Source organism: Sphingobacterium sp. KH_072 (assembly GCF_057837975.1).
Genome location: NZ_CM174457.1, coordinates 1,376,671 through 1,395,630 on the forward strand (window position 1 = coordinate 1,376,671; position 18,960 = coordinate 1,395,630).

Consider the following 18,960-nt stretch of genomic DNA (forward strand, 5'->3'; position numbering starts at 1 on the left):
AGAAATGCGGTTCTTATCATTTTTGTATTTTCCGACATACCTCAGGTAGAATCTTTCAATCTTTAAGTCCTGTAAAGCTAACAGATAAGATAGTTCATGTTACATCTAAGACATATTTGTGTATTCCAGTATTACATTGTTTTGAAGTATGTCGTCCTTATATGTAGTGCCTCTTAGTGAAGGATTTCTTCCAAGTATGTTTTCCAGAGAATAAATCCTCTATCTGGATCGCTGTAATCATGTAAAATACGGTTAAAGTTTGCAGGGAGATTCTTTTCCAAGAACCTTTGTCTACCTTTTTCACGAATGACTTGTAAATCTCTATCTATCACTGCAACGCTGTCTTTCAAGATGGCTCTATCTTTTTCTGTGTGCCAGATATAAGTTGCTTCCTCCGTATCTAGAGTTTCAAGAATTATGTGATACTGCTGATCGCCAGATATAAGAAATACAAAAGCGAATGGACTGAGAACAAACCTAATCTTCATTATACTGCTCTGATGGTGATTGGCTAAAAATTGAACTTGTCTAGAGTGTTTGTAATTTCTTAGTTTAAGTATTTCAGATAGTAATTCCTCTGCGTTTGCATATACAGTCTCGCCATTCTGTAATTGGTCTGAAGTCAAAATATTTTGCTTTTGAAAAGGTAGTCTACCTAATAATCCTTTATTTAAAAACTGAAACTTTACTCCTTCTACAATTTCTTTATTTATCCGTTGGATATCTTCAGATGTAGCAATTTGCGCAACTAGCTTTCCGTATTCAAATTCCGCGTTTAACCGAACTGTGATGTTTTTAGATTTCAGGATCTTGATAAAGTAAGGTTTTAACACCTCAAATTCGGGACGTATTTCTATGTTTTCGATATGAAATTCCAAAATTGTATGCATTTCCTCTACTTTGTAAATAAAGGATACATAGCCATAGTGGAAGGATAGAGTCTCGATAGCTATTTTCGCACTTTTTTCTAAAGTAAATAGGCGGTCTGTTTGAGGTTGGTAATCCAGCATTGGTTCGTCAAAAAGCGTTGCCTGTTTGGAGATTTTACGGTAATAGATGTTTCGTTTGAGAAACATTTTGTCGAGGTAATCGATTTGGCTATCGCGATAGTCGTATATTGTTGGGTTGAGCTCGGATCGCTGCACTCGACCGATGTATTGAATCAATTTACCATGGAAAGAAAAGGGATAAGCCAAGAATAGTGTGCTGATATGCTGAATGTCCGAACCCTCACCGAAATATTGACCTGTCGTAATCAGTACTTGAAAATTCCCTTCTGATAACAACTTCCATTTTGTCTTTTTACCACTGTCTGAATCGTCACCACTAAGTGTTATGGTTTCATAATTGGATTTGAGTAATAGATGTAGAGTGTCTATATGTTCTTTCCGCTCTGTGATGATAACTGCTTTTTTGCCTTGATTTAGCTCACTAGCCACATCGTCTACTATAAGTGCATTCCTCGCCGTATCGTGTATCAGAATCTGAGAAAGTGTTTCAAAGCTATCTGTTTTGGAATTAAATGGAACATGGAGCTTTGTATTCCGAACAACGATGCTAGCCTTCTTGTAATCCTCAACTTCTTCCGGCCGGATTTCTGCAATGATATCACCTATATAAGTAAAGATCAACTTGTCGTCATTATATTTCCGAAAAGGAGTTGCTGTAAGTCCGTAGCAATAAACACTAGCCAGTTTTCCAACGGTAGCACGGTAGGATTCAGCCGGAATATGATGACATTCGTCAATCAAGATTGTGCCAAATTTATTCTGAACTGTTTCCATATATTTTGGAAGACTTTGTATAGTTGCAACGGCTATTCCACCAGCGCCCAACTTTGCCTTTCCTTGACCTATCATCCCAATTTCACTCTTGGGCACCCCTAAGAATGATTCTATACGTTCCACCCATTGATCTAACAATTGCTTACGATGTACAAGGATGATTGCTGGTTGCTTTTTTTCTGCAATAATCTTCAAACCTATAACAGTTTTTCCTGTTCCTGGTGGTGCCACGATTACCCCGAAATCTTTTTTCCCTACTGCGGCTATCGCCGTGGTTTGGTGTTTTCGGAACGTAGCGTTAAAAGCGAACTGGATCGTCGGGAGTTCTCGTCTAGTGTCTAAAAAGTCATGTTTTATCTTTGCTTCTCTGCAAAATCGTAGTAGTTTGCCAATAAATCCTCTTGGGATAAGGATCTCATTTTCTGTTTCTTCAATTAATTTGAAAAATCTAGGCGTTTCAAAGGTGCTTCTTCCGGACTTTTTCTTGATAATAAAGGCTGAGTTAGCAAAATTAAGATGCTCTTTCAAAAAATTGATGAGTACAAAAGGTATAGCGTGGCTATTTAAACGGATCGTATTGTTTAGAGTGATCTTAAGTTTTTCGTCAATACCTGAAATATAGTTATCTGTACTATTAGCTCCAGTATCGTTATATAATTCTTCTAGTAAATTTAAACTTACTCTTTGTACTTCGTTTAGGTACGCAACTTGATCAGGAAATGGATCCATTGTTTTAGGGTCAACAAACGAACTGTTGCCTTTCTGAAGATTAGGCAAAAATAGGGGCAGCGCAATTAGGTTTCCTAAACCTTTACCAGACAGGTAATCTTGATTTGGAAACAAACGGTCAAAGCTGGAGCTTTTATCAAACGGCGAGAATGATCCGCATCCTTCCAAGATATGCGTAAATAACTTACGACTTTTGGCTGCTGGATAAGGGCTTTCGAAGAAAATCCATACATGAGCGCCATTGCCGGAACGCGAACGTTCGAGATAAGCAGGAATATTTTTATCTGTGCATGCTTTAAGAAAATCTAAAGCCTGTTTTTGCCAATCGGATTTATCGAAGTCAGCCACTAAAAACCAAGAAGTATTGTCTTGCAACAGTGGATAAATTCCGATCTGCTGTATTCCTTTAAGATGTTTAATGAGTTCTATCTCAGATAACGACATGTAGGTTTTGTGGACATAGCTTTGAAAAGTACCACCATTAGCTTTATGCAGTCGATAATGGTATGGATCATAACTGTAGGCTGGCATATATCCGCTTTTATTTGCCTTCTCCCAGCGTAAGGCAAATACATCTTCACGACCCTTAAATAGGTTGAGAAGAAGGGATATGTCATTATTAGTGAATTCCACTCCGTATTTTATTTGGTATTAAGATAATAAAATAGCATATGCATTTTAAAGATTCGATGATGTATTATACTTCATTTTATTTTTCAGAGTACTATTGCTAACTTATATTAAGTGTTGTTTTTTGGATAATTCATACTTATATTTACCAATCGAGGAACGATAAGACCCAATTTTTAAGTCTTATCATTCCGTGAAAGGTAATATGGCAGACAGCGTTTATATATCAGAACATCTCACAAAATCTCAATTGGAGTTCTTGAAGTTGTTGGACGACTATGAAATTCAGCTGTTTAAATTCTCCGAAATTGAACAATTACTAGAACAAAAGTTTAACAACTTAAGTGAAATTCTAGAGAATCTAGTCGATAAGGAACTACTTGTGCGAATTGAGAAAGGTAAATTTTGCAAACAAGGTTTTAGGGACGAATATGTCATAGGTACTTTCGTTGCTGAAAATAGTGCTGTCGCATATTGGTCTGCATTAAATTTACACGGATTGACAGAACAGTTTTCTAATACCGTCTTTATTCAAACGACACATAAAAAGTACCATAAATCAATTCGTGGTACTTCTTACAAATTCGTCAAGATCGCGCCCCATAAGAAATTGGGTATCACACACAATGGTTACGGTAATCTTCAGTACCCGATTACTGATGTAGAAAAAACAATAGTCGATTGCTTTGACTTACCTCAGCATTCTGGAGGCTATGCCGAACTGATCAGAGCTGTTGGCCAAGCGAAAATGCAAGCCAATAAATTAGTGGAATATTGCCAGGCTGTGAATAACATAGCGATTACTAAAAGAATTGGCTACTTAGTCGAACTTCTTCAGATCAGGGGTATGGAGCCTTTTAAAGATTTTGCCAAGAAGCAGGTAAATAACAGATATAACTTATTTGATCCCGGTGGCTTGGAAGAAGGAGAATTTGTAGCTGAATGGCGATTAAGGTTAAATATCAGCCGAGAGGAATTGTTAGACATATCCAATAAGCAATACTAAATGATACTGAAAAAGGAAGTAGAGAAAAAGGCTTTGGAACACGAAGTGTCCAGAAGTACCATTGATAAGGATTGGGTACTAGGTCATTTTATCGACGCTATATTTTCGATAGACTCTTGCCGAAAATCACTAATCTTCAAAGGGGGAACATGTTTACGGAAGTGTTATATCCCGGATTATCGTTTTTCAGAAGATTTAGATTTTACATCTATAAATCCCGATTTTCAATTAGATGTAGATTTATTGTGGCAAATCATGTCATTAGTGCAAGAACGTACTGGTATTCAATTGCATCTCGAAAAGGTGACTAATCTTCGGCATAATGATATGCCTACTGGATATGCTGCGATTGTTAAGTTTTGGGGAGCCGATCATTCCAAGGACCAAATTCCGCCAGATCCTGTCCGTTGGACAACTTCAATTAAGATTGAAATTATTTTATACGAGAAGATGCTATTTGCACCGACTTTGAAAGCAGTTCATCATGATTATTCTGATCAATTAAGTTCTGCAGTAGATCAAATTGCCTGCTACGATATAAGAGAAGTGTTGTCTGAAAAATTAAGAGCTCTGATACAACGCTCGTATACAGCACCACGCGACTATTATGATATATGGTACTTATCAAAGTTCGTGATTGATCTTGATTGGGTGGAGATTAAACAAGCTTTCTTCGAAAAAATGGCATTTAAAGGACTTGAGTTTACAGGTGTAGATCAACTTCTAAATGCTAAAAGTGAAAACTCGGTAAAACGAGCATGGAAAAATAGTTTAGGACATCAAATCTCTGCTAAAAAATTACCCGTTTTTGACGAGGTAAAAAATGATTTGATACTATTGTTTAATACAATATTTGAAACGATATAATAGCATTCAATGAAAACCTAGTAAGATTTTTTTATGATTTAGGGTGGTTTGGTTTATTTTACACCCTATTCTACTAATTTTCAAAGTAGAATTGATCGCATTCGAGTTGTTTTTTCCTTATATATATATGCAAAATTGAGAGAGCTATGATCGCCTCCAAATATTTGTTTTATAGATACATGTGGTAACCCTATAATATCATATAAGAAAAGTTCTTGACAGACCAAGTTGAAATTTAATCTCAGAAGGAAACATACTCTTAAACACATTAGTGTTGAATAAAAAATAAAAATGGGAAATAGTTCGAATAATTAAATCAAAAATGGATAGTTCAAGCGTGGTTTAGATGTGGCTGACTGTAGGTTTTTTTTAGCAATTCAGTTACCTTTTGTTTGACTGCTCCCGCTGGGATCATATTAAGAGTGTAAAATCGGCTCTTAGGGTGTTAAGAAGCCCGTTTTAGAAAAAGGACTCACCGAAAAGCTCACCTTATTTTTAGCTGCAAATGCTAGTATATAAATATAAGTATTTCAAGTAAATATTTATTGATATGATGTACAACTTATGAAGATCTTGATTTTAGTCTATTTATAAGCCTTCTTAAAAATGTGTTAATAACGGTGATTATAAAATCTAGAGAGCTTATTGATAACCACTATTATGTACTATGATCTCATGTTTAAATAATACTTAGATTCCAAAACCAATACCAATACCGAAATTACAATAGCTATCTTAGCTAATACATGCTGAATTAAAAATTTTACTTACATCCGCTATACATTTAATTTCTCGATGCAGAGACTAAATTGTGTTTATTGTCGTATCTTTAAAAGCTTTTAGGCAAAAAACTAAATTAACCTACCGTAATGAAAAGTGATTTTTCAAATATATTGAAGAAGCTGTTCTTGAGCTCAATGGCCGGGATTGCGGCAAATCATCAGTCTGTAGCATCAAGTGCTACACATTTCGAATTGGATCATAATGATAACAATGCTTTGGTCGTTACTAAAGAAAAAGATTTGAGTCCTAAGTTGCTACTAAAAGTAAACTCAGGATCTGAATGGACAGTAGTGTCTCATCGAAGTCATCGTTCGCATTCCTCTCATCGATCACATTATTCAAGCACTGCAGGTGGTGGTAGCAGTTCGCGCTCAACAAATTCTTCTTCAGGTAGTAGAACATCTTCCTCCTCCTCAACTCCTGTAAGGACTACTGGAACGAGCTCGTCGAGCAGTACACGCTCAACTACGTCTAGCTCTTCTACATCTAGTTCCACAAATTCTAGCTTTAGTGCTACTATGTTGCGACTAGGAGATAGAAATTTGGTTAGGGATATGGTCGGAAGCGATGTAACAGAGCTAATTAATATTCTGATAAAAAAAGGTTATTTATCAGTTGGAACTGTTTAGGCTTTATTCTAAATGGTGCGGTGTTTATGATGATTGGTCTTGACCTTCCTCAAATTATGGCAGAACTTGGAGATATTAGTATTTCTAAAGCAATTGGATATGGTGTTTTAATTACAGGAGTAGTTATATTGGTTAGATTTATTTCGTCTTACGCTGCCGTGATTGTGACTTTCATTGCAAGGAATTTTGTAACAGTTGCAGCGTCTAAAAATCACGGTTGGGGATTCCCAATTTTCTTTGGATGGTCTGGAATGCGTGGTGTAATTTCATTAGCAGCAGCTCTTTCAATCCCAGTTTATTTAGATAATGGAGAGCTTTTTCCACAAAGAAGTCTAATTCTGTTTATTACATTTATTGTTATTTTATTGACGCTTGTTGTTCAAGGTTTAACCTTGCCGTATCTGATTAAAAAACTGCAATTACCGAGCGATGATGACGATACATCTGAAGAACACGTAAGTTCATCTATATTCAGAGAAATGACATCAGAAACACTAGGTTATCTCAAAGATAAGTACGGTGATAAGATGAATGACTATCCGTATGTAATGACTATGGTCTCCAAATGGGAGAAAAAGTATGATGATGTTGAAAATGTGTGTAGAAATGAATCTTCTAAAAATTTATACAGAGAACTTTTAGAATTTCAAAGACAGTGGTTATTACGGAAAAATTCGGAATTTAAGGATTTAGACGAAGATGTGGTTAAAAAGCATTTGATGCGTTTAGATCTTGAAGAAGAACTACTTAAATATTCATCTTTCTAAAATTGTATTATCAAAGGGAATTAAGTAATGATAATGTAATTGAAATAATCTTTGTAAAGCGAAATTGAATAAACTCTTGTTCATTATCCCAAATTAATTCGAAGGATTATAGCAGGAGGAAAAATATTACTGTCCAAACATTACTGATTGGACATCCTTTCCCGCAATTGTATAGGATTTAGGTTTCAACCATAGCTCATGGAAAAATACTATAACGAAATATTAAACAAATTGGAAGCTTCAATCATTGAATTAGAAGTCGATTCTGATTGCTCTTTACACAGTATCGAAACAGTTATAAATATTATTCTTAAATGTTTGGGTAACGTAAAAAATATATAGTTCAAAATGGATTTAATAGTGTTGATAAGGAAATCTACTTTTTTTAACATCAAAAACCCGCCATGGTGTTAATGCTTATTTATTACAATGCTGTTTACAAAATAGAAACGAAAAAACATACGGTGCAAAGCCAATAAAGAAGTATCGAGTGTAATTAAGCGCAATGAGCACCATTACTAAATCGTTACCGATAGAGTTTTCCACTCTCGTAAACTACTTCTAATAAGCCGAGTTGGGCTTAATTAATCTTTTGGGCTTAAAATGATAAGGTTAGGTTACTAAATCGTTCAGGCAAATCGGTTTCTTTCACCAATGCCGACCCCAACAGAGTTTACCGAAAAACTAAAGCAGTTTGGCGTTCCCAAATTTGCCATTTTACTAACCGCCGGTTTTGCCGAAGATCAGAAAAACCACCAGTTTGAAGAGGTAACAAACGATCTGGAAAACCTTTTGGGAAGAAAACCTTTGGCATTGAAAGAAGCATTAAAAGAAATCTATAAGTTGTAACAGCCCATATGACCTCAATAATGGTAAAATCTTACACCACCACACTCAGCATTTGCCGGGTGTGGTGGTGTATTTTATACTGTTTTTTTTGTTAGTTTTGCATATATAATTCATCTGACAGATTGATTAAGATTATCCAATATTTCTTTCCCCGTCAGATGCACATAAAAACGATGCAAGATTTTGAGTACATAAAAATTGTTCCTGACAAACGGCTCTCCGGTTTTGTGGAGAGTTTCCTGCTATGTGCCAATCATGCCGATGAAGATAAAGAAGTCATTATTTTTCCCGATGGAAGAGTGGACATTATGTTTAGCTGTACAGATCAGGAACCATTGGTAGCCGAATTATTTAATCTGGATAAAAAAGCAAGGCGGTATATTTTCAAAAAGCAAACAAAGCTTTTTATGGTATGTCTTACCTTGCTCGGTGCCGAATACCGGCTCGGATACAACAGGACAGATTTTGGAAAAGATGAGATTCGGCTTCCCGCAGGTTTTTGGGATATTTCTAAAGAAGACCTTACAAGCTTAGATAGCTTTGCAGAAAAGGTTTCGGAAAAACTTTTGGAAATATTCCCGAAAAAGATGGATGAAAGAAAGCAAAAGCTTTTTGAGCTTATCTATTCGTAAGGTGGTAAGGCGTTATCAAGTACCCTCCTTACAGCAAGAAAAAACTCAAATGGCTAAAATCGCTTTTGGAACGAATTTTTTAATGACACAACCAAAGAACACTCCGTAAAAAATCAATTTAATTTTGACGATGGACATTACAAACCTTCCCGAAGATCTATGGGAACATAACGAAACTCATAGTTCGGATTTGCAAATTTTCAATTACGAAGTGTATAAGAACGGTTCTAGAAACAAGATTGGCCTGAATAAAAATGTATTCAGTTTCTTATTGGATGGTCAAAAAAACATTCACTTTTCTAATGATATCATTTCAATCAATGAAACACAATCGCTACTTATCACATCTAATAATGTTTTGGTTACCGAACTGATAGGTGTAAGTTCATACCGTTGTTTACTCTTCTTCTTTTCTCACAAAAACATCACCGATTTTCTATTGAAACATTCCCATTCTTTCAGTCAGAATGCCTCAGATAAAAAGATAACGGATATACCTTATTTCCTCTTAGAGAAAGATAATTTTATCTTCCATTATATTCATTCGCTCCAACAGATTTTTGGTTTGCAACAATTTATCTCTCAAAAGATTTTGGAACTGAAATTTGAAGAAATAATGCTTTATCTGGCGGATAAATATGGGACGGTATTTTTAGAATACTTACATTATTTACTAATCAATGAAAGAGAATTATCATTTAAAATGGTAATTGAAAAGAACCTTTATACGAACTTGAATATTGACGAAATAGCCTTTCTGTGCAATATGAGTGCCTCTACTTTTAAGAGAAAATTTATAAGTATATACCAGAAATCTCCAGGGAAATGGTTTCAGCAAAAACGGCTTAATAAGGCCAAAGAATTGTTACATAATAACCAAGTCACACCTTCCGAAATTTTTATGGACTTTGGCTATGGCAGCTTGTCAAATTTTAGTGCAGCCTTTAAGAATGAATTTGGGTATAGCCCCAACCACATCCACTCAAATTGACCTCTTTTCATAACTTATTGAACCAAACTAATAAACGAAGCAGCGCTGGTTTTTTCTAATTTTGTCTGATTGAAGAATTGTTTAACTAAAAAATAAAAACAATGAAAAAATTAGGATTGTTAGTTCGGTTGGAAGCAAAGGCCGGCCAAGAAAAAAACGTTGAAGATTTTATTACAGGAGCATTACCGCTTGCTCTTGAAGAAGCCGGTACCGTTACATGGTATGCATTTCGTATTGATGCTTCTACCTTCGGTATTTACGATACTTTTTCAAACGAAGAAGGCAGAGAGGCACACCTTGGCGGTAAGATCGCAAAAGCATTAATGGAAAATGCACCAGACCTATTGGCAACACCTCCGTCTATTGAAAAATTGGACATTTTAGCTGCCAAGTAGCCTAAGATAATACCATTATATTTAAGGGAGGATTTTGCAAAAACTCAGCAAAATCCTCCCTTAATTGTTCAAAAAAAAATCTTCTCTTCCTCATTTTTTTAGATATCTAAAAAATCAACCCAAAAAAGCTTACCTGTAGATTTCGGAGAAACTGACCATGTAATTCCGTGGCAAATTGACCACCTAATTCGCTGGCGAACGAACGTTGCAAATGCTATAGAGGCGTTAACAAAAGTAGTGATTTAAAAGTTGTGTTTTATTGGAAGCTATTTTCTTGCACAGGCATCCTTTTCTTTCGCATTGATTCTCCCTTGAGTTCAATACGGTGTGCATCATGAACAATCCTATCCAATATTGCGTCAGCAATGGTTTTTTCACCGATCACTTCATGCCATTTGCTTACCGGCAGCTGTGAGGTAATGATAAGTGAGGTCTTTGAATGGCGATCCTCGATGATCTCCATCAAAGCCGCCCTGCTCTGGGCATCGAAGGGCTGTATGCCGAAATCATCTAGGATCAATAGCTGCTGTTTTTCAATTTTTGCAACCTCTTTGATATAGGAGCCATCGGCCTTGGCCATTTTCAGTTTGGCAAAAAGCTTTGGCGTACTGGCATATAATACCCTGTAGCCCAGCATACATGCCTGATGTCCGATTGCCGAGGCAAGGTAGCTTTTTCCGATCCCCGTACTTCCGGTAATGAGCAGGTTTTCAAACCTGTCGATAAAAGTACAGTCTGCCAACCTCATCACCTGGTTTCTATCAATGCTCCGATCCACATGGTAGTGGAGCTCCTCTATGGAAGCTTTATAACGGAATCTGGCATACAGTATCTGGCGTTCGATCCGCCGGTTCTGGCGGTAATCCCATTCGGAATCGATAAGGTGCGCCAATAGCTCATCGGAGGTGTACTGGTCGGTCTGTCCGGTTTCGATGCTGCTCTTAAAGGCATGGAACATGCCGTAGAACTTCAGTTTCTGTAATTTGTCAAGTGTGCTCGTGTTCATTTTTTATCTATTTTAAGGGTTATTGGTAATAGTCTTCGCCACGGATATTGTCATGGCTGGGCATAGGGAGTTCATCGGCAAAGAGGCTTTCGGGGTACTGGTCCATATTCTTCTCCAATATCATCTGTATGGTCTTATAGGAGTAGATACCAAAGCCCAGCGCCCTTCTACAGGCATTGATCAAACGTTCGTTGCCGGCTTTTTTGGCAAAGCCAAGGATACCCACGCATGATCTGTAGGCCTGCTCTGGATGTTGCTTGCGCTCCAGTACCTTTAAGATATAGAGCCTCACGTCGTCATGGATGCTGGTGGCCCATTCCAGAAAACGCTCTGGTGTCCAATCAGTAACGAACCTATGGGTGGTGGCCATATGCTCCCTGTCGGTGGTATAGTTGTAGGGGCTTTTCATCCGCTTGTGCATGGCGATGCGTTCATAATGATAGAATACCTCCACATTTGAGCTGCTGTACATTATCTTGACCTTTTTACCGATAAAGCGGAATGGTACGCTGTAATAATGTTTGTCCACTCCTAGGTTCACGTGCCCGTTCTTCATAACGGTGGCATAGTGTTGCTTTTTGAAGGCATAGCGCAGTACCGGAAGAGGATTCAGTGCCTCTTTTTCGATCTCTTCGAACTGCAGCCTCCTGCTGTAGTTGCGACCTTTCAAAAGTTGTGTGTTATGGGATTCCAGCGCCTCCAGTATGGCCGAATTGAGCTCGGACAGCGAATGGAATACCTTTTTGTTCAACGGGGCATAGATGCGGCTATAGGCTATCTTTACCGCTCCCTCCACCAGTGCCTTATCCCTTGGGCGGTATGCCCTGGCCGGCAGGATCGTTGTTCCATAGTGGTCTGCGAAATCGGCAAAGGTATCGTTTAGGGTAGGCTCGTAGCGGTTGCTCTTGGTAACCGCTGCCCTGAGGTTATCAGGTACGATGGCTGCCGGAACACCGCCAAGATAATGGAGCGTGTTCTCGCAGGCCGAGATAAAGTCCTCTTTCTGTTGGCTCATGACCGCTTCAACATAGGTGAGCTGGCTGGCGGCCAAGATGGCAACGAAGACCTCCACCTGGGTTACCTCGCCCGTATTCTTGTCTACGATGGCGAGTTTCTGTCCCGCAAAATCGATAAAAAGTTTATCGCCCGCTTTATGGTCCAAGTGCATCACGGGGTTCACCCTGTTCTTCCACTGGTTGTAGTAGAAACAGAACTGGGTATATTGGAAGCCATCCGGAAACTCCTTCATATAGGCCTCCCATAGCATCATACGACTGACCCCGGTCCGCTTTAGTTCACGGTCAATGCGGGGAAAACAACGTTGAAGCGATATTAACCGGTTATTGGGAGCTTGTTCACGGCTCTTGCCAAAGAAATCATCCAGTTCCTTATCGTTAAGTGAATCAATCTGCTCAAAACTACAGCCGCTGGAACTGAAGGCCCTTAAATAAACTTTGACCGTATTACGGGAAACACCAGTATGGGTAGCGATGGAAAGCTTGCTACGCCCTTGGGAATACATTCTGAGTATCTGTCTGATCTTGCTCATGCTTATAGTGGAATTGGCCATTTCGATGGATTATATATCCATCAAAAGTAGGCTGGCCGCTATAGCATTCACGCATTATTCGAACTGGTCAATTTCCCCCGAAATCGGGTGGTCAATTTCAAGCGGAATAGGTGGTCAGTTTAAACCGAAATCGGGTGGTCAGTTTCAGCGAAATCTCCACTCTACGTACGATTACAAAACGTTTTGTCTTCCTTATCCAAGCTTTGGTAGGTGTATCATTATCCATATTTCAGTAGTTGGTTGACTAAAGATAAACAAAAAAGGCTACCCATGCGGTAGCCTGTAATATAGATAATGATGTAGGGTTTACTTTCTCCTAATAAATACCCTATGCTTTTCTGGCCACGTTGGTTTGTCTTGGGTTGGATGAAGTAATCGTAATGTATCTGGCAACGATAATTTGAGTCTATAATTCTGTCCTTTGTGCTTTAATCTGTTACCGTGGATGGTATGACTATTCATTGAGAATGTTAGTACTTCAGCTTCACCACTCCCTTCACCGTTTGGTTCGTGTTGATTTAATGGAGTTAATCCCCAAGCATAACTACCTTTATAAGGTAATAGACATTCCAAATGTGATTCTTTCCACGTACCTAATATCATCCTAGGATACTGATCTACATAAGGATCATATTCACTGTCTTTGCTACAAGATGTAAAAGATAATAAAGCGATTATAACCGCTACGATTGTTGTTTTAATATATTTCATAATGTTAACTGTTTTAGATATAAATACTCTGCTACTTGTAAAGATTAGATTGCTGGTACTGCTTTTTTTGTTATGTCAACATAATCCAGTAAGTCCCGTAAATAATTCTCAGTCTCTTCAATACTAGCGTGACGATTTGCTTTCATTATTTCGGCAACAGTCCAACATCCAGTACCATCACCATTACCTAAGAACTTTTGTACATTGGAATAATGCTTTACGCTATATAATGAATATCCTTTGTTGCTCATATTCAACTTAGCTAATGCAGTAACCAATCTCTTATAAGGTCTATTTGGATGGTAGCTTTCATATCCCCAAAGACATTCATCGTTACAGAATAATAAAGCATCCTTTGGTGCATCTGCATAGTAATGATGTAATAGATCATAATAGGTATCATCAATATGTACATAGCCGTCTTTTTTGTTCTTGCTTATAGTACTAGGAATGAAGATTGTACGCTTCTTGAAGTCTATGTGATGTACTTGCAAGCTTACTAATTCACGTGGTCTGATACACGTGTAGTATATGCTCTTAACGAACATTAATAGCATCTTATCCTTTTCTATATATTCCAATACCGTTTGGAAATCCTGTTTACTGAATGCTTTGTTACGATTGGATTTAGGTACATAGCGTGATTTAATTCTAGACATTGGATTATTCTCAATCCATCTACTTTCAATGCAGTATTGAAACATACCATAATAAATAAGCTTTGCATTATTATAGGTCTTTGGTGACCATTTAAGACTATTGGATAGATCGAGCAACATATCACTTAGTTCCTTGTGATACGCGTAATTAACCAATGTATCACCCATTGCATCTATCAAGTATTTTAGCTTGCTTTGATAGGACTGTATTGTTTTTGGTCTTGATCCTTTAGCAAGATGCCAACGCATGAATGCGTTGCTTGCATCTTTGATAGTAGGAATTGTTGAGGGTTGTTCAACCACTTCTTTAAGATCATAAGTACCATCATTAAGCTGATTAATAAGATCATCACGTAACTCAATAAATGAACTAAGCTTAGTTACATAATCCTTAATGCGATTAAGGTTATTGGTAACCCTCTTACGCTTACCATTAAAAGTAAATTCTACACACCAAGTTTTAAGTGCTTGTTGTTTGTTTGTCTTACATCTACTGCCTTGTAGTATCCGTACATTATCGCTGTTATACTCCATATGCTTTGGTTGCAATTGGCAGAGTTATTTAAAGTCTGCCAAAGTATAACGGTATTGTAATGTTGTAACTACCTATTAATCAAGTCTGTATACGGGATGACCGTATCGAGGGTTCGAATCCCTCCCTCTCCGCAGAAAAAATCCTTTGTCGCAAGACGAGGGATTTTTTTGCGTTATGCCGGTTCGAACAGAAGCTTGGGTAGGGTTTTCTATGAGATGATGATAAAATCAAATGTGGATTTGGCAGTGAAATCCTAGATAGAAAATCAGGTTTATCTTTCTTTAGGCTACTTCTTAAGTGCGTGTAAATGTGGGATTGCATGGTACTAACTTCTTTAAGGGCTTCTAAGACTACTTTAGTCTTGAAAACCGGACTGAATTTTCTACGCTCTTTTTTCATTTTCAACTGTTAAATTATCGAATTTAATCAGCTGTCCAATATTTGGGGAGTATTATAGAATGCGGATAAAAGTGATTGGGCACACCCGAATAATTTGCCGAAATCCAGATTTGGTTTAGACGAAATTGTACGTATCCGCCCGTCGAAGTACATATTTCCTAAGTTCTTGATAAATCAGACCTTTGGTTTATGAGCAAAGAAGAGAAAAGAGTTCAGATGTTTGCTATGATAGCAGACTGGCAGCAGAGCGGCAGGAGCAAGAAACGATACTGCGAGGAAAAAGGGATCAATGAGGCTACGTTTTATTACTGGTTTTCGCGCATTAAAGAAGACGATACGTCCAGCGGGCGTTTTATATCGATCGATAAGGCCGTCAAAAACAGTACTATTGAGGTTGTCTATCCCAATGGGGTGCGGATCAAGGTAGATACCGATCTTGGTTTACTTTCCCAGTTGATCCGCCTTTATTGATATGTTTTCATTGGGTTCCTCGCATCGGTTCTATCTCTACGATGGCCATTGCGATATGCGCAAGAGTTTTGACGGACTTTGTGGATTGATCAGTTCGGTGATTCAACGGCAAGCCACCAGTGGTGAAGTATTCGTCTTCCTAAACCGTAGCCGTACGCACATGAAGTTATTGCATTGGGAAAAGGGTGGCTTTGTATTGTATTACAAACGTTTGGAAAGTGGAACTTTTCTTGCTCCGTCCACAAAAAACAACGAGTTGTCCTGGAGTGATCTGGTACTGATGGTTGAAGGCATACAGGTCGTAAAGAGTATTCAAAAAAGACGTTTTTATTTACCTTAAAAGTGGCTTTCATATAGGATAAAAGTCGCTTTTTTCGTATATTCACCATATGGAAACAGCGCTGGAAAACCTCTCAAAAGAAGACCTTCTCAAGGTCATTTCCAGTCGTGATGTAAAGATAGAGCACCTCATTCAGGAACGCGATCACTTAAAATATCAGGTTGAAATGCTAAAGCGTATGCAGTTCGGACAGAAGCGTGAGCGCTTTGAAGGCAATCCTGACCAGACTATGCTCCCTTTCAATGCGGAGCCTGCTGAAGTAGAGCAGCAACAGGAAGAAATCAAAGAAAAAATCGAGTATGTCCGTAAACGTCCTAACCATAAAGGACGTGCTAAATTGCCTGCACACCTTGCTGTGGAAGAGATTGAAATCCATCCCGAAGGTGATCTGTCCCAAATGGTCTGTATCGGAAAAGAAATTACTGAAGAATTGGAATGCGAGCCTGCTAAGTTCTACATCAAACGTTACATCCGTTATAAGTATGCCGCCAGAGATGGATCTGCTGTATCCATCGCCGAACTTCCTGAACGGGTAATCGATAAAGGAATACCGGGGCCAGGCCTGCTGTCGATGATCCTGACCGCTAAATATATGGATCACCTTCCTCTATATCGACAGAAGCAGATCTTTGCCAGGGAAAACATACAGATAGCCTGCTCAACCATCGAAGGATGGACCAGACAAGCGCTAGAAAAACTGGAACCACTGTATGAACAACTCGTCTTCGATACCAAAGCTCAAGGGTATCTGCAGGTAGATGAGACCCCAATAAAAGTACTGGACAGCGATAAAAAAGGCGCTACCCACCAAGGTTATTATTGGGCATACCATGCTCCATTGGAGGGAACCGTATTATTTGATTATAGCCCTACCCGCGGTGGTATTGCTGCTGTACCGATGCTTGGAAACTTCAAAGGTTATCTCCAGACGGACGGCTATGCAGTGTATGAAAAATACGGTAAAAAGAAACAGGTGACACACCTTGCTTGCTGGGCACATGCGCGCCGTGAGTTTGAGAAAGCACTGGATAATGACAAGCAAAGAGCTGAAAAGGCATTATTGATGATCCAAAAACTTTACGCTGTTGAAAGTCGGGTCAAAGAAGGTGAGCTTGATGCCAAACAGATCAAAGAAATCCGTCTGGCCGAATCACTGCCTGTTATCAACGAACTGGGAAAATGGATCTTTGAAGAGATAAAAAATACACTTCCTAAAAGTCAGATTGGTAAAGCAATGGCCTATGCATACGCCAGATGGGATGCGCTATCAGCATACTTGTATGATGGAAATCTGCATATAGATAATAATCTTGTCGAGAACGCTATTCGCCCGGTTGCACTGGGACGAAAAAATTACCTCTTCGCAGGAAGCCATGAAGCAGCACAGCGTGCGGCAATGATCTACTCGTTCTTTGCTATCTGCAAAAAACATCAGGTCAATCCATTTCAGTGGTTAAAACATACGCTGGAAAATATCATGTCCATAAACCATAAAAACTTAAAGCTTCTTTATCCTCAGAACTTCAAAAATCAGCTAACTTGTAGTTCGTAGGGCGGATACAAATTGTACAATCTATTTAAGAATATGAGGAAGTACATTTTATTTCTCTGACACTATTAAATATAAAAAACCCTCTAAAAAGATGAGCTTCTAAGAGGGTTCATTTTTGTCATTTGGTATCAGTTGATACACCTTTGATACTAACGAATGTTAGCTGTAATTGTAGCGCAAATATAAAATTATTCTTCAGTATAGGAAAGAAGGAAAACCCGTAAAAATTCTATTCTAATTTAGATCTATACTTGAATATGCTGTTAGCTTCGTAAAACATAAAAATCTTACGATCTTCTAAGATGCTAAAAGCATGATAGCAATCAACATACTCTTGAGTATGTTGTGATTAAACATTTTGATTTCTAGGGTGTGTAGAGTTCGTAATGCATCTGAATCACGAAGAAATGGCATTTCATTATTGATCTGCAATCAACAGTGTAATATAGAAATGGTAAGGTATCCAATTGCTTTTACAATAGAAAAAGTCTACCGTCAAGTGGAGCATACCCGTCACATTTATCTCATAAACTATTCTTTCCAGCGTAAATAGGTTTCCTGAATTAAGATCATCACTACCACTAAGATTGGCGTCGCAAACAAAATCCCCCAAGCTCCGGATATACCAGCCATAAACAACTGAAAGAATAAAACCAGTGCGGGCGGCAAGGAAAGCATTTTCTTTCTCACAAAAGGTCCGAAGACACCAGATTCTAATAGTTGTACCAATAAGAACAAACCGATAAGCCACAGTGCCATTTCAGGGCCGTCCATTAGCCCAATTAATGCGGCAGGTATCAGTGCCAAAGTTGGTCCGATGTTGGGAATAAAAGTCAGCGTACCGGCGATGATAGCCAAAATCAACCACAATTCTGCGCCGAGAATCAATGATCCAATAGCTGTTAGCGTAAATACAAACGCCATTTCCAACATCTGCGCTTTCAACCATACTTTGAGGTCATTTCCCATTTTACTCAGGATGTGATCCGTCTTTGGTTTGTATTGACTCGGGGCCAAGGCTACTATACCATTTTTATACTCTTTAGGTGATATCATGATAAACAAACCAAGAAAAATCACGGCATACAGATCTCCAAAAAAACCAAAAGTAGATTTAAATAGTGAACCGGCATGTTGCATCAATTGGTCTCCATTTTCGTCTAGCGAAGGAGTGGCATCTTCTACCTTGTCGCCCCAACTCTGATCATCCAGATAAGATTCTACATTTTTTAAAGTCTTTGGAATACCTTCTTTAAACTGTTCGTACTGCTGAGCCATTGTATTTCCGATCAGGTAAGTAACTCCTGATATAAATCCAAAAACTAAAAAAAAGGACAGGGTGAGCGTGACGCCTCTGTGCCAACCAGTCCAACCATGAATACGATTAGAGATCGCCTGAAAAAAGATGGAAAGGAGGAGGCCACCAAACAGCAATAGTATGATGCTAAAGGTTTTGACGAATAGCGAGGCAAATAAAACAAATAATAAAACGATAAAGGATATCAGCGCGGTTTTACGCATGATGGATATTTTTTCCGATTTTTCCATAATACGATTACAACAACGTATTACGAAAAACGTTTTATTTTTTGATCTGGTAGAAAGTTTTTTGTTCTTAACGTGGTTATTAAACACTAAAGATCGCCCTACGGCGA

At 38.2% G+C, this 18,960-nt stretch carries 17 protein-coding genes; 10 read left to right on the forward strand and 7 right to left on the reverse strand.

What is annotated here, in order from left to right:
* Window positions 1-173: 173 nt before the first annotated feature.
* Complete coding sequence (locus tag AC3IRT_RS06390; protein ID WP_489395580.1) at window positions 174-3,146, reverse strand: TOTE conflict system archaeo-eukaryotic primase domain-containing protein; 2,973 nt, start codon at window positions 3,144-3,146, stop codon at window positions 174-176.
* Window positions 3,147-3,348: 202 nt separating this feature from the next.
* Here AC3IRT_RS06390 and AC3IRT_RS06395 point away from each other — a divergent pair, with 202 nt between their 5' ends.
* Entirely contained in the window at window positions 3,349-4,149 is an 801-nt protein-coding gene (locus AC3IRT_RS06395; protein ID WP_489395581.1) for a type IV toxin-antitoxin system AbiEi family antitoxin domain-containing protein, read from the forward strand.
* On the forward strand, window positions 4,150-5,016 hold the full coding sequence (locus tag AC3IRT_RS06400; RefSeq protein WP_489395582.1) for a nucleotidyl transferase AbiEii/AbiGii toxin family protein: 867 nt from the start codon (window positions 4,150-4,152) through the stop codon (window positions 5,014-5,016). It begins immediately after the preceding gene.
* 1,117 nt (window positions 5,017-6,133) lie between these two features.
* Here AC3IRT_RS06400 and AC3IRT_RS06405 read toward each other — a convergent pair.
* On the reverse strand, window positions 6,134-6,295 hold the full coding sequence (locus AC3IRT_RS06405; RefSeq protein WP_489395583.1) for a hypothetical protein: 162 nt from the start codon (window positions 6,293-6,295) through the stop codon (window positions 6,134-6,136).
* Between the two features lie 189 nt (window positions 6,296-6,484).
* Here AC3IRT_RS06405 and AC3IRT_RS06410 point away from each other — a divergent pair, with 189 nt between their 5' ends.
* From AC3IRT_RS06410 to AC3IRT_RS06430, 5 genes are all read left to right on the forward strand, one after another.
* Window positions 6,485-7,195, forward strand: coding sequence for a cation:proton antiporter domain-containing protein (locus AC3IRT_RS06410; protein WP_489395584.1), 711 nt, complete (start codon window positions 6,485-6,487; stop codon window positions 7,193-7,195).
* Between the two features lie 654 nt (window positions 7,196-7,849).
* Complete coding sequence (locus AC3IRT_RS06415; protein WP_489395585.1) at window positions 7,850-8,044, forward strand: hypothetical protein; 195 nt, start codon at window positions 7,850-7,852, stop codon at window positions 8,042-8,044.
* A gap of 173 nt (window positions 8,045-8,217) precedes the next feature.
* Complete coding sequence (locus tag AC3IRT_RS06420) at window positions 8,218-8,676, forward strand: hypothetical protein (RefSeq protein ID WP_489395586.1); 459 nt, start codon at window positions 8,218-8,220, stop codon at window positions 8,674-8,676.
* Between the two features lie 130 nt (window positions 8,677-8,806).
* Window positions 8,807-9,667, forward strand: a complete 861-nt coding sequence (locus tag AC3IRT_RS06425; protein WP_489396109.1) for a helix-turn-helix domain-containing protein — start codon at window positions 8,807-8,809, stop codon at window positions 9,665-9,667.
* Between the two features lie 101 nt (window positions 9,668-9,768).
* Window positions 9,769-10,062, forward strand: coding sequence for a putative quinol monooxygenase (locus AC3IRT_RS06430; RefSeq protein ID WP_047096321.1), 294 nt, complete (start codon window positions 9,769-9,771; stop codon window positions 10,060-10,062).
* Window positions 10,063-10,318: 256 nt separating this feature from the next.
* Here the strand turns inward: AC3IRT_RS06430 and istB are convergent, their stop codons facing one another.
* The 4 genes from istB to AC3IRT_RS06450 all read right to left on the reverse strand — a co-directional run bounded on the left by istB (window position 10,319) and on the right by AC3IRT_RS06450 (window position 14,542).
* Window positions 10,319-11,068, reverse strand: coding sequence for an IS21-like element helper ATPase IstB (istB, locus tag AC3IRT_RS06435; protein WP_489393027.1), 750 nt, complete (start codon window positions 11,066-11,068; stop codon window positions 10,319-10,321).
* A gap of 19 nt (window positions 11,069-11,087) precedes the next feature.
* Window positions 11,088-12,617 (reverse strand): IS21 family transposase, encoded by a 1,530-nt coding sequence (istA, locus tag AC3IRT_RS06440; protein WP_489393026.1) that lies wholly within the window; start codon window positions 12,615-12,617, stop codon window positions 11,088-11,090.
* 327 nt (window positions 12,618-12,944) lie between these two features.
* Window positions 12,945-13,349 carry a hypothetical protein gene (locus tag AC3IRT_RS06445; RefSeq protein WP_489395587.1) on the reverse strand — a complete coding sequence of 135 codons (405 nt, stop codon included), beginning with the start codon at window positions 13,347-13,349 and terminating at the stop codon, window positions 12,945-12,947.
* Between the two features lie 44 nt (window positions 13,350-13,393).
* A complete protein-coding gene (locus AC3IRT_RS06450; protein WP_489395588.1) occupies window positions 13,394-14,542 on the reverse strand; it encodes a tyrosine-type recombinase/integrase in 1,149 nt (382 codons plus the stop codon).
* A gap of 589 nt (window positions 14,543-15,131) precedes the next feature.
* Here AC3IRT_RS06450 and tnpA point away from each other — a divergent pair.
* The 3 genes from tnpA to tnpC are packed head-to-tail and all read left to right on the forward strand — an operon-like array spanning window position 15,132 to window position 17,305.
* Complete coding sequence (tnpA, locus tag AC3IRT_RS06455) at window positions 15,132-15,413, forward strand: IS66 family insertion sequence element accessory protein TnpA (RefSeq protein ID WP_489393001.1); 282 nt, start codon at window positions 15,132-15,134, stop codon at window positions 15,411-15,413.
* A gap of 1 nt (window position 15,414) precedes the next feature.
* Entirely contained in the window at window positions 15,415-15,753 is a 339-nt protein-coding gene (gene tnpB / locus AC3IRT_RS06460; protein WP_489395468.1) for an IS66 family insertion sequence element accessory protein TnpB, read from the forward strand.
* A gap of 49 nt (window positions 15,754-15,802) precedes the next feature.
* Complete coding sequence (tnpC, locus tag AC3IRT_RS06465) at window positions 15,803-17,305, forward strand: IS66 family transposase (protein ID WP_489393140.1); 1,503 nt, start codon at window positions 15,803-15,805, stop codon at window positions 17,303-17,305.
* A gap of 531 nt (window positions 17,306-17,836) precedes the next feature.
* On the opposite strand, the gene AC3IRT_RS06470 is transcribed toward tnpC, so the two are convergent.
* Complete coding sequence (locus AC3IRT_RS06470) at window positions 17,837-18,853, reverse strand: AI-2E family transporter (protein WP_489395589.1); 1,017 nt, start codon at window positions 18,851-18,853, stop codon at window positions 17,837-17,839.
* Between the last annotated feature and the right edge of the window lie 107 nt (window positions 18,854-18,960).

Bases quoted from the DNA above. Each gene is read 5' to 3' on its own strand.
- AC3IRT_RS06395 (WP_489395581.1), top strand. From the start codon at position 3,349: ATGGCAGACAGCGTTTATATATCAGAACATCTCACAAAATCTCAATTG.
- AC3IRT_RS06400 (WP_489395582.1), top strand. From the start codon at position 4,150: ATGATACTGAAAAAGGAAGTAGAGAAAAAGGCTTTGGAACACGAAGTG.
- AC3IRT_RS06410 (WP_489395584.1), top strand. From the start codon at position 6,485: ATGGCAGAACTTGGAGATATTAGTATTTCTAAAGCAATTGGATATGGT.
- AC3IRT_RS06415 (WP_489395585.1), top strand. From the start codon at position 7,850: ATGCCGACCCCAACAGAGTTTACCGAAAAACTAAAGCAGTTTGGCGTT.
- AC3IRT_RS06420 (WP_489395586.1), top strand. From the start codon at position 8,218: ATGCAAGATTTTGAGTACATAAAAATTGTTCCTGACAAACGGCTCTCC.
- AC3IRT_RS06425 (WP_489396109.1), top strand. From the start codon at position 8,807: ATGGACATTACAAACCTTCCCGAAGATCTATGGGAACATAACGAAACT.
- AC3IRT_RS06430 (WP_047096321.1), top strand. From the start codon at position 9,769: ATGAAAAAATTAGGATTGTTAGTTCGGTTGGAAGCAAAGGCCGGCCAA.
- istB (WP_489393027.1), bottom strand. From the start codon at position 11,068: ATGAACACGAGCACACTTGACAAATTACAGAAACTGAAGTTCTACGGC.
- istA (WP_489393026.1), bottom strand. From the start codon at position 12,617: ATGAGCAAGATCAGACAGATACTCAGAATGTATTCCCAAGGGCGTAGC.
- AC3IRT_RS06445 (WP_489395587.1), bottom strand. From the start codon at position 13,349: ATGAAATATATTAAAACAACAATCGTAGCGGTTATAATCGCTTTATTA.
- AC3IRT_RS06450 (WP_489395588.1), bottom strand. From the start codon at position 14,542: ATGGAGTATAACAGCGATAATGTACGGATACTACAAGGCAGTAGATGT.
- tnpA (WP_489393001.1), top strand. From the start codon at position 15,132: ATGAGCAAAGAAGAGAAAAGAGTTCAGATGTTTGCTATGATAGCAGAC.
- tnpB (WP_489395468.1), top strand. From the start codon at position 15,415: ATGTTTTCATTGGGTTCCTCGCATCGGTTCTATCTCTACGATGGCCAT.
- tnpC (WP_489393140.1), top strand. From the start codon at position 15,803: ATGGAAACAGCGCTGGAAAACCTCTCAAAAGAAGACCTTCTCAAGGTC.
- AC3IRT_RS06470 (WP_489395589.1), bottom strand. From the start codon at position 18,853: ATGGAAAAATCGGAAAAAATATCCATCATGCGTAAAACCGCGCTGATA.